Source organism: Kocuria sp. APC 4018, from assembly GCF_030407675.1.
Classification (GTDB): Bacteria; Actinomycetota; Actinomycetes; order Actinomycetales; family Micrococcaceae; genus Kocuria; species Kocuria rhizophila.
Map to the genome: position 1 here is coordinate 1 of NZ_JASDCY010000077.1, position 10,704 is coordinate 10,704.

Below are 10,704 nucleotides of genomic sequence, written 5' to 3' on the forward strand. Positions count from 1 at the left end.
GGCGCCGCACGCTGTGCTGCCAGATTACCCGACCCTGCGCCGCCCACCCGGGTTCTGCGAGCCTGCGGCGGCGTGGCAGAGTAGTGCGCGTGAACTACGCAACCGATCTCACGCCCCAGGAATTCGCCGAACTCGACGCCCTCGTGGGCGAGTGGACGCACCTGCCCGACATCGCCGAGGCCATGGACATCCAGATCACCCGGGTGCACCGTCTCATGGACGACGGCTCCCTGCTGGAGGTGCGCCGCCCCGAGGACCGCGTGCGCGTGGTGCCCGCGGCGTTCATGGACGGCTCGCACCCCGTGGACTCCCTCAAGGGCACGGTGGCGGTGCTGCGTGACGCGGCCTACACGGATGCGCAGGCCATCCGCTGGCTGTTCACCGAGGACGAGTCCCTCCCCGGCCGCCCGATCGACGCGCTGCGCCGCGGTCAGAAGACCGAGGTGCGGCGCCGGGCACAGGCGCTCGGCTGGTGAACCGGGCCGACTGAGAACAGCGGAGGGCGCCGGCCCGCAGCGTGCCCGGACCCCGCCCGCGGCGCGGGGCTCGCGGCCCCTCCTCCGGGGTGACTCAGCGTGTGCGGCGCACCGCCGCGTCCGCCAGCGCCCGCAGTCCCGCGCGGGGCACCTCGCCGGTGGGCAGCACCGCCAACGCCTCGTCCGAGGACGTCACGAGGTCCGCGATGAGCTGCTCGGAGCGCTCGTGGGCGCCGCTGGAGCGCATGAGGTCACGCACCCGCGCCACGTCCTCCTCGGTGAGCCGTTCGCAGCCCAGCACCGATTCGAGCCACTGCCGCTGCGCGGGGGAGCACCCGGCGGAGCAGAGCGCGATCAGGGCGGTGCGCTTGCCCTCCCTGATGTCGTCCCCCGCGGGTTTGCCCGTGGTCTCCGGGTCGCCGAACACACCCAGGACGTCGTCGCGCAGCTGGAACGCCTCTCCCAGGGGAAGGGTGAACGCCGCGCACGCAGCCAGGAACTGCTGGCCCGCACCGGCCAGGGCGGCACCGATGGCCACGGGGTGCTCCACCGAGTACTTGGCGGACTTGAAGCGCAGCACCGTCATGGCGCGCTCGAGCTGCACCGCGGCGTCGTGCGACGGCGGGGCGACCTCCGCGTGGATGTCGAGGTACTGCCCGGCCATCACCTCGGTGCGCATGCTCGAGAAGATGTGCCGCGCCGCGGCACCCGCCGCAGGGGCCACACCTGCGGCGGCCTCGGCGAAGAGCTGCTCCGCGAAGGACAGACTCATGTCCCCGGTGAGCACGGCGGCACCGACGCCGAAGTGCTCAGGATCCGCGGCCCAGCCGGCCTCGCGGTGGACGGCCTCGAAGACCCTGTGGACGCTCGGCCTGCCGCGGCGGGTGTCCGAGCGGTCCAGGACGTCGTCGTGGATCAGCGCCGCCGTCTGGAACAGTTCGAGGGATGCCGCCGCGGCCACCACGACGTCGCTGCCCGCCTCCCCGCCCGCGGCGCACCAGCCCCAGTGGCACAGTCGCGCGCGCAGCCGCTTGCCGCCGTGCGTGAGGTCGGCGATGGCCGCTACCAGGCGCGTGGCGTCGGGGGAGATGGCGGTGACCCGTTCCCGCTCGGCGGCGAAGAACTCGCGGATGGCGGTGTCGAGCCGGGCGGTGAACTGGGCGTCCTGCGCGGCGGCAGTGGCGGCGGGATCGTCCGTGGAGGTCATTCCGGGGCACCTTTGCTGGGAGGGGTGGCGTGTGCCGGGCCACGCGGGCCGGGCTCGCCCGCGGGGTCCGCGGACCGGCCCGCCCAGCCTAGCCGCACGTCACGGGCTCCGTTCAGCGTGTCGGAGCCGAACCCTAGGCTGGGCTCCGTCCCGGCCCCGGCACGGCGGGGGTCTCCGGGTCCGTCCCGGAGGAGCTGAGACGGGAGGCGCACGCGATGGGCGGTCCGAGCCCGCAGCAGCTGGAGGAGTACCGGCGCTGCGCGATCCTGCACGTGGACATGGACATGTTCTACGTGGGGGTCGAGCTGCTCACCGCACCGCAGCACCGCGGCCGCCCAGTGATCGTCGCGGGTTCCGGGCCGCGCTCCGTGGTGCTCTCGGCCTCCTACGAGGCCCGCGAGTACGGGGTGCACTCCGCCATGCCGGTCTCCCAGGCGCGGGCCAGGTGCCCCTCGGCAGTGCTGCTGGAACCCCACCGGGAGGCCTACGCCCACTACTCGGCGATCGTGATGGACATCTTCCGCTCCGTGACGGACCGGGTGGAGCAGCTGAGCGTGGACGAGGCGTTCGTGGACGTCTCGGGCGCCATCCGCCGCTGCGGGCCACCCGTGGAGATCGCCCGGCGGCTGCGGCGCACCATCCACGAGCGGACCGGGCTCACCGCGTCCGTGGGGATCGGCGAGAACAAGACGGTGGCCAAGATCGCCTCGGCGCACTGCAAGCCGGACGGGCTGCTCGTGGTGGCCCCGGAGCACACCCGGGCGTTCCTCGCCCACCTGCCGGTGGAGCGGCTGTGGGGCGTGGGCAGGCGCACGTCCGAGACCCTTCACGCGGCGGGACTCGCCACGGTGGGGGACATCGCGGACACCCCGCTGCCGCGGCTGCACGCCCTCGTGGGGGTGGCCGCGGGCTCACACCTGCAGCAGCTCGCCCTCGGCCACGACCCGCGCCCCGTGACACCCGTGCGGGAGGAGAAGAGCCTGGGGGCCGAACGCACGTTCCAGACGGACGTGGCGGACACCGCCCAACTGAAGCGCGTCCTGCTCGGGCTGAGCCACGACACGGCGGCCCGGCTGAGACGCCACGGTCTGCTCACGGGACGGGTAGGGCTCAAGCTGCGGTACGCGGACTTCACCACGATCACCCGCTCGCGCACCCTGGGCCACCCCGTGGCCTCCGCCCACGACCTCTACACGGAGGCCACCGGTCTGCTCGACGCACTGGGGCCGCGCCCGCAGGCGGTGCGGCTGGTAGGTGTCAGGTCCGAGAAGCTCGTGGGATCCGGCCACGCCCTCCAGCTCAGCCTGGACGGCCGCGAGGGGGAGTGGGGAGCGGCCGAGGAGGCCATGGACCGGGTGCACCACCGGTTCGGGCCGGGGGTCGTGCGTCCAGCGAAACTGATGGATCCCACGGTGCCAAACGTCCCGCCACGGGATATTCTGGACGGTACGTGAGGGACGGTCCCACGGCCACCGCCTCACTCTCTCAACCCCACAGGAGGAATCGTGCCTCTCTCCGAGCACGAACAGCAGCTTCTCGCCCAGCTCGAGAAGCAGCTGCACGAAGACGACCCCCGCTTCGCATCCAGCATGCACACCGAAACGGTGCGGGGGCGGGGCTCCATGCGCAACGTCGTGCTGGGGGTCGTGCTCGCGGTGGTGGGACTCGGCGTCCTCCTCGCCGGGGTGTCCACGCAGCTGATCGTGGTGGGAGTGCTCGGCTTCGTGGTCATGGCCGGCGGCACGTACGTGGCCACCCTCCGCAGCAAGGCTCCCGCGGGCGCGGCGTCGTCCACGGGCACCACCCCGGGGGGCTCCGGACCCGCCCCGAAGAAGTCCTCCACTTTCCTCCAGGGCCTTGAGGAGAAGTGGGACAGGCGCAACCAGGGCGGGCTCTGACCGGCCCGCCAGAGGCCCTCGCGGCTCCGATCTTCCTCGAACTCCCCGGCGTGTCGCCGGGGAGTTCTTCTGTGTCCGCTCCCGCGGCACTACCGCCCCCGCCCCAGGACAGGGCCCGGTTGCGCCTCCTCTCAAGGGGCCCGCAGACCCTGGGTTGGGCCGCCCGGAGAGGCATTGTGGAGCGTTCTGCATTGACCGGGGAGTGGAGTGGAGTAAAGTGGAGGGCGGTAGAGAAGCGGGGGTCGGGCTGGCCCTGAGGCGAAGGCGGTGGCGATGTTTCTCGGAACATACGAACCGCGTCTCGACGACAAGGCACGGCTCATCCTTCCGGCGAAGTTCAGGGCTGAACTGGCGGACGGACTCGTGCTGACGCGCGGACAGGAGCGATGCCTGTACGTGTTCAGCGCGGAGGAGTTCGCCAGGGTCCACGAACAGATGCGGGCGGCGCCGCTGTCGTCCAAGCAGGCCAGGGACTACATCCGCGTTTTTCTCTCCGGAGCCTCGGACGAGGTTCCGGACAAGCAAGGTCGCATCACCATTCCCGCGTCCCTGCGCTCCTACGCGGGCCTGGACCGGGAACTGGCGGTGATCGGGGCGGGCAGCCGCGCCGAGATCTGGGATGCGGCCGCCTGGCAGCAGTACCTCTCGGAGAAGGAAGCGGCATTCTCCGAGACGGAGGACGAGGTCATCCCCGGACTCTTCTGAGGTCCCGGCCCGGTGCCTCGCCGGTGCGTTCCCGGTCATGAGATCTCCAGCCGCCCACGTCACCGTCCTGACTCGACTTCCCCCGAGCCAGGCCGGATTCGAGGGGCGAGCGGCGGATGGGGATCTGGTGACCGGGTGGCCGGCCCGCGGGGCCGCCGCGCCCGGAGACGAATCGGAGGGCCAGGATCGCCGGGTGCGCCGCGCGATCCGAGCCGCTACTGGGCGGTGATGTCACTGGGCGGTGCGATGTCACTGGGCTGTGACGTCACTGGGCGGTGCGACGTCACCGGCAGGTTCCCCGGCTGCGTCGGCGGGCGGTCACGGCCCGTACCATGGCACAGGGTCCTCGACCCACCCCCCCCCAGCACCACCAGCAACAGACCAGGAGCCCGGCATGGAAGAGGCGCCCGCCGAGCAGCGGCACGTTCCCGTGATGCTGCACCGCTGCCTCGACCTCCTCGCCCCGGCACTGGAGTCCCCGAGCCCTGTGGTCGTCGACGCGACCCTCGGGATGGGCGGGCACACCGAGGCGATCCTCGACCGTTTCCCGCGCGCCAGGGTGGTGGGCATCGACCGGGACCCGCAGGCGCTGCGGCTCGCCGGGCGGCGGCTCGAGCGGTTCGGGGACCGCTTCACGAGCATCCACACCACGTACGACCACATTGCCGACGCCGCCGCGCTGGCGGGCGTGGAGCGGGTGGACGGGATCCTCTTCGACCTGGGAGTCTCCTCCCTCCAGCTGGACGAGCGCGACCGCGGCTTCGCCTACTCCTTCGACGCGCCACTCGACATGCGCATGGACTCCCGGGCCGAGCTCACGGCCCGCACGGTGGTCAACGAGTACTCCGAGGACGAGCTGCGGGACATCATCTACCGGTGGGGTGAGGACCGCTTCGCGCCGCGGATCGCGCGCGCGATCGTGGCCGCCCGGACGCAGGCACCTCTGGACACCACCGCCCAGCTCGTAGAGGTGGTGCGCTCCGCCGTTCCCGCCGCCGCGCAGCACAAGAAGGGGCACCCCGCCAAGCAGACGTTCCAGGCGCTGCGCATCGAGGTCAACGAGGAGCTGGACGTCCTGGAGCGAGCGATCCCCGCGGCCGTGGAAACTGTCAGGGTGGGAGGGCGTGTCGTCGCCATGAGCTACCACTCCCTGGAGGACAGAATCGTCAAGCAGGAGTTCGCTCGCGGTGCGCGTTCCACGGCACCCCGGGGCTTCCCCGTGGAGCTGCCGGAGCACCAGCCGGTGCTGAAGGTCGTCACGCGCGGGGCCGAGCGGGCCCACGAGGACGAGACGGCGGGCAACCCGCGCGCCGCGTCCGCCCGGCTCCGGGCGGCGGAGCGCCTGCGGGAGACCATCACACCAGGGGGGACGCGATGAGCCGAGGACCGGACCGCGCGGCGTCGGCCCCGGAGTCCCCGGGTGACGCGCAGCGGCAGCCGCTGTCCGTGGTGCCACGGCGCGTGCCCCGCCGCAGCCGTGTGTCCACGGTGGTGATGTGCACGCTCGCACTGGCCGCAGCACTCGTGGGCATCCTGCTGCTGAACGTCCAGATCACGCAGGGGCAGTACCAGCTGACCGAGCTCACCGGGCAGGAGCGGGCGCTGTCGCAGGAGAACGAGGCGCTCACGCAGGACATCGAGGCCAACTCCGCACCGCAGAACCTCGCCGCCCGCGCGAACGACCTCGGCATGGTGCCGGCCCAGGACGTGGGCAGCATCAACGTGGACACCGGTGACGTCACGCCGCCGTCCGCACCGGCGGAGAAGAAGGACTCCCAGGACATCCTCGTCCCGCCCGCGGAGATGAAGGGCTCCGACGCCGCCGAGAAGAACCGGGCGGCCGCGGAGGAGCGTGCGGAGAAGCGCGCCAAGGAGGAGGCGGAGAAGAAGACCGCCCAGCGTGAGGCCGACCGCAAGGCCGAGGAGGCGCGGGGCCTCAACGGCGGTTCCATCCCCGCGCCGTCGCAGCGCGCGCCCGGTCAATGAGCCGTCGGTCCGCCCGGCGGACCGGAACCAGCACCCGTCGGAGGTAGCCGCACCACGCAGGCGTCCAGGAATCGAGGAAGACCGTGTCACCAGCACCCGCGCGCAGGAACCGCCTGCTCAGGCCCTACACGCGCACCCAGGTGGGGATCGCCCTCCTGCTGGCGCTGCTGCTGCTCGTGGCCGGTCGGCTCTTCTGGGTGCAGGGCCTGGACCCCACGGGCCGCGCCGAGGCGGCCGCGCAGCAGCGCACCATGGTGGAGCCCGTTCCCGCGGTGCGTGGCGAGATCACGGACACGAGCGGCACCGTGCTGGCCCGCACGCTGCAGCGCTACGACATCACGGTGGACCAGACCGCGGTCACGGAGGTGGCGGTTCCGAACAAGGACGGCACCGTGGAGACAGTGACGCCCACCCAGGCGGTCTACAAGATCGCCGACGCGCTGGGGATGAAGGACTCGGACGTCAAGAACGCCCTGGACGGCGACAAGACCTTCAACTACGTGGCGCGCGGGGTCACCCCCGAGCAGTACAACGCCCTGCGCGAGCTGAACCTGCCCTACATCTACGGCCAGCCCACCTTCCAGCGCAGCTACCCGAACGGTTCCCTGGGCGGGTCCGTGGTGGGCTTCCTGGGTAGTGAGGGACAGGCCCTCGGCGGCATCGAGCAGACCCAGGACGAGCTGCTGCGGGGCACGGACGGAGAACGCCAGTTCGAGATCTCCGGCGACGGGGTGCGCATCCCGGTGGCACCGCAGGAGCAGAAGGCCGCGCAGGACGGTTCGGACGTCCAGCTGTCCCTGGACAGCGACGTCCAGTTCTTCGCGGAGCAGGCCGTGCGCGAACGCACCAAGGAGCTCAAGGCCGAGTGGGGCACGGCCGTGGTCATGGATGTGAAGACCGGCAAGGTGCTGGCGCTCGCGGACTCGTCCTCGGTGGACCCGAACGTGCCGGGCAAGGCGGACGCGGAGGACCTCTCCGCGCGCGCTGTGACCCAGGCCGTCGAGCCCGGGTCCACGGAGAAGATCGCCACGCTCGCGGGCGCCCTGGACCGGGGCATCGTGGCGCCGGAGACCGAGATCACCGTGCCGCCGTACCTGCAGATCGGCTCCGAGAAGATCACGGACGCGTTCGACCACGGCACGCAGAACCGCACCGCCGCGGGCATCATCGCGGACTCCATGAACACGGGAACCGTGATCATGGGCTCCAAGATGGACAAGGAGACCCGCCACGACAACCTTGAGGAATTCGGGGTGGGATCGGCCACCGGCATCGAGCTGCCCGGCGAGTCCACGGGCATCCTGACCCCGGCCGCACAGTGGGATGCCCGCCAGGAGTACACGGTGCTGTTCGGACAGGGAGTGTCCCAGACACCGCTGCGCACGGCCTCGATCTTCCAGGCGGTGGCCAACGGCGGGAAGCAGATCGAGCCGCGGATCGTGGAGTCCACCACGTCCCCGGACGGCACGGTCACCACGCCCGAGAGCCCCGCCCCGAAGCAGGTGATCTCGGAGACCGCGGCCCAGCAGACCCTGGACGTGATGGAGAACGTGGTCACCCAGGGCGGCGCCAAGGACGCCGCCGTTCCCGGCTACCGCGTGGGCGGCAAGACCGGCACCGCGGAGGCCCCCAGCGAGAAGGGCGGCTACGACGGCTTCACCACGTCCTTCGTGGGAGTGGCACCCATGGAGGACCCCCAGTACCTGGTGGGCGTGACCATGCAGCGGCCGCAGGGCGACGTCCACACCGTGGGCGTGACGTCCACGTTCTCCCAGATCATGTCCCAGGTGCTGCACCACTACAACGTGGCACCCTCCACCACCAAGGCGCCGGAGCTGGACATGCAGGTGCCGGAGGACATCAAGAAGGACGTGACACCCACCAACGCGCTCGAGCAGACCTGGCCTCAGCCGGGCAGGGACGAGTCCCAGGGATAAACTGCGGACTCAGAGCGACAACGCACGAGCAATCACCGGTGAGGCACCGGCCCGGGTGGACGGGGCACGTCCGCAGACAGGTTCGAAGAGGTATTCATGGTGGCTTCTGCCCGCGAGGGATCGGATGCGCAGAGCGTGCGTCCGTCCCATCCCGTCCCGCACACGGTCGAGGACGTCGCCCGGCTCACGGGCGCCCGGCTGGTGCCGGTGGCCACGGGCCGTCCGGGCTCCGTCACGGGCGTGGTGCTGAACTCCCGGGAGGTGCAGCCCGGTGACCTCTACGCGGCTCTGCCCGGTGCCCGCGTCCACGGTGCCCGCTTCGCGTCCGACGCCGCCGCGGCCGGTGCGGTGGCCGTGCTCACGGATCCGGACGGAGCGGCGGAGCTCTCGCGGACCGGCGTGGAGCTGCCGGTGCTCGTGAGCCCCGAGCCCCGTCAGTGGGTCGGCTCCGTGGCCGCGGCCGTGTACGGCTCCCAGCCGCAGGACGGTGCGGCCCAGGAACTGTTCGCGGTGACCGGGACCAACGGCAAGACGACCACCACCTACTTCACCACCTCCGTCCTGCGCGCCCTGGGGCACACCACGGGGCTGATCGGGACCATCGAGATCCTCGCCGGGGACACCCCCATCCCGTCGCAGCTCACCACCCCGGAGGCCCCCCACGTCCACAGCCTGCTGGCGCTCATGCGGGAACGGGGTATCACGGCCACCGCCATGGAGGTCTCCTCGCACGCGCTCGAGTTCCACCGCGTGGACGGGGTGCGCTACGACGTCGCGGGGTTCACCAACCTCACCCAGGACCACCTGGACCTGCACGGCTCCATGGCGGAGTACTTCGAGGCCAAGGCCCAGCTGTTCACGGCGCAGCGGACCCGGCGCGCCGTCGTCGTGCTGTCCGAGGACGACCCGTGGGGCGCGGCCATGGCGCGGCGGGCGCGGGAGAACCTCGGGGCGCAGAACGTGAGCACCGTGGCCCTGCGGGGCAGCGACCACGGGGGTCCCGAGGCGGACGCGGCGGACTGGACCCTGAGCTCGCTGACCAGCCGGGGCATTGGCACGTCGTTCGTGCTGCGGCACCGGGACGGCCGTGAGCTGCGCGTGCACACCGGCCTGCCGGGTGACTTCAACGTGGCCAACGCGGCGCTCGCGGTGCTCATGGTGCTGGACTCCGGCGTGGCGCTCGACACCCTGCAGCGCGCCCTGGACGAGCACGACCCGCTCACCGCGAGCGTGCCCGGTCGCATGGAGCTCGTGGGGACCCGGCCCACCTCCCTCGTGGACTTCGCCCACAACCCGGACGCCCTGGTACGTGCGCTGCGCTCGGTGGACCCCGAGGACGGCCGCGTGATCATCGTGTTCGGCGCCACGGGGGAGCGCGACACCACCAAGCGCCCCGTCATGGGCCGAGTGGCCGCCGAGGAGGCGGACGTGGTGATCGTCACGGACGACGACCCCCACGGGGAGGATCCCGGCCCGATCCGCGAGCAGGTGGCCGCGGGTGCCCGCGAGGCCGTGGCCGCGGGGGCCCGTGCCTCCGAGGTGCTGGTCATCGAACCGCGTGCCACCGCCATCCGCACCGCGGTGCGCATGGCCCGGCCCGAGGACTCGGTCATCGTGGCCGGCAGGGGCCACGAGACCGTGCAGGACGTCGGCGGCGTGGACGTCCCCCTGGACGACCGCGTGGAGCTGCGGGAGGCGCTTGCCGCCCTGCAGACGCACTCAGAGGAGCAGAAATGATCGCCATCTCCGCCGCCCGGATCGCGGAGGCCGTGAACGGCCGGCTCGCCGGTGTCCCGGACCCCGACTCCGTGACCGTCACGTCCGTGACCACGGACTCGCGCGAGGTCGCGCCCGGCACGCTGTTCGTCGCGAAGCCGGGGGAGACCACGGACGGTCACCGCTTCGTGCCGCAGGCCGCGGCCGCCGGAGCCGTGCTGCACCTCACCGAGCGCGAGGTCCTGGACGAGTCCGGCAGTCCGTACCCGTGCGTGGTGGTCGAGGACGTGGTCCTGGCCATGGGCGCGCTGGCGAGCTGCGTGGTGCAGCGGCTGCGGGCCGAGCACCCGGTCACGGTCGTGGCCGTCACGGGGTCGGTGGGCAAGACCACCACCAAGGACCTGCTGCACGGGATCTTCGGCGCGGAGGGCCCCACCGTGGCCCCGCGCAACTCCTACAACGGCGAGGTGGGCGTCCCCCTCACGGTGTTCACCGCCACGGAGGACACCGAGTACCTCGTGATCGAGATGGGCGCCACCCACATCGGCAACATCCGCTACCTGTGCGACATGGTGCGCCCGGACGTGGGCGCCGTGCTGTGCGTCGGCTCGGCGCACGCGGGGGAGTTCGGCGGCGTCGAGAACATCGCCCGCGCCAAGGGCGAGATGGTCGAGGCCCTCGCGCCCGAGGGCACGGCCGTGCTCAACGACGACGACGCCCGCGTGCGGGCCATGCGCGAGCGCACCGCGGCGCACGTCCTGTCCTTCGGAGAGGGGCCG

General features: G+C 72.0%; 10 protein-coding genes. 9 read left to right on the top strand and 1 reads right to left on the bottom strand.

Features of this window, described 5'->3' with window-relative positions; all coding sequences use genetic code 11:
- Positions 1-83 precede the first annotated feature (83 nt).
- Positions 84-476 (top strand): Rv2175c family DNA-binding protein, encoded by a 393-nt coding sequence (locus tag QL985_RS11085; RefSeq protein ID WP_019310750.1) that lies wholly within the window; start codon positions 84-86, stop codon positions 474-476.
- Between the two features lie 94 nt (positions 477-570).
- Here the strand turns inward: QL985_RS11085 and QL985_RS11090 are convergent, their stop codons facing one another.
- Positions 571-1,683, bottom strand: coding sequence for a polyprenyl synthetase family protein (locus QL985_RS11090; RefSeq protein WP_144802848.1), 1,113 nt, complete (start codon positions 1,681-1,683; stop codon positions 571-573).
- Positions 1,684-1,898: 215 nt separating this feature from the next.
- On the opposite strand from QL985_RS11090, the gene dinB reads away from it, so the two are divergent.
- The 8 genes from dinB to murF all read left to right on the top strand — a co-directional run.
- Positions 1,899-3,137 (top strand): DNA polymerase IV, encoded by a 1,239-nt coding sequence (gene dinB, locus QL985_RS11095; protein WP_019310748.1) that lies wholly within the window; start codon positions 1,899-1,901, stop codon positions 3,135-3,137.
- Positions 3,138-3,188: 51 nt separating this feature from the next.
- The gene (locus tag QL985_RS11100) at positions 3,189-3,581 is read left to right on the top strand and encodes a DUF3040 domain-containing protein (protein ID WP_019310747.1); all 393 of its coding nucleotides are present in this window, start codon (positions 3,189-3,191) and stop codon (positions 3,579-3,581) included.
- A 273-nt stretch (positions 3,582-3,854) separates the two neighbouring features.
- Entirely contained in the window at positions 3,855-4,286 is a 432-nt protein-coding gene (gene mraZ / locus QL985_RS11105) for a division/cell wall cluster transcriptional repressor MraZ (RefSeq protein WP_019310746.1), read from the top strand.
- 394 nt (positions 4,287-4,680) lie between these two features.
- Positions 4,681-5,664: a 16S rRNA (cytosine(1402)-N(4))-methyltransferase RsmH gene (gene rsmH / locus QL985_RS11110; protein ID WP_019310745.1), complete on the top strand. Its 984-nt coding sequence runs from the start codon at positions 4,681-4,683 to the stop codon at positions 5,662-5,664.
- Complete coding sequence (locus QL985_RS11115; protein ID WP_019310744.1) at positions 5,661-6,272, top strand: hypothetical protein; 612 nt, start codon at positions 5,661-5,663, stop codon at positions 6,270-6,272. Before rsmH ends, QL985_RS11115 begins: the two co-directional genes overlap by 4 nt.
- 83 nt (positions 6,273-6,355) lie before the next feature.
- Positions 6,356-8,209 carry a penicillin-binding protein 2 gene (locus QL985_RS11120; RefSeq protein ID WP_100205751.1) on the top strand — a complete coding sequence of 618 codons (1,854 nt, stop codon included), beginning with the start codon at positions 6,356-6,358 and terminating at the stop codon, positions 8,207-8,209.
- Positions 8,210-8,305: 96 nt separating this feature from the next.
- Entirely contained in the window at positions 8,306-9,946 is a 1,641-nt protein-coding gene (locus tag QL985_RS11125; protein WP_144802854.1) for a UDP-N-acetylmuramoyl-L-alanyl-D-glutamate--2,6-diaminopimelate ligase, read from the top strand.
- A partial coding sequence (gene murF / locus QL985_RS11130) for a UDP-N-acetylmuramoyl-tripeptide--D-alanyl-D-alanine ligase (RefSeq protein WP_290147861.1) occupies positions 9,943-10,704 on the top strand: 762 nt, incomplete at its 3' end. The genes QL985_RS11125 and murF, both read left to right, overlap by 4 nt.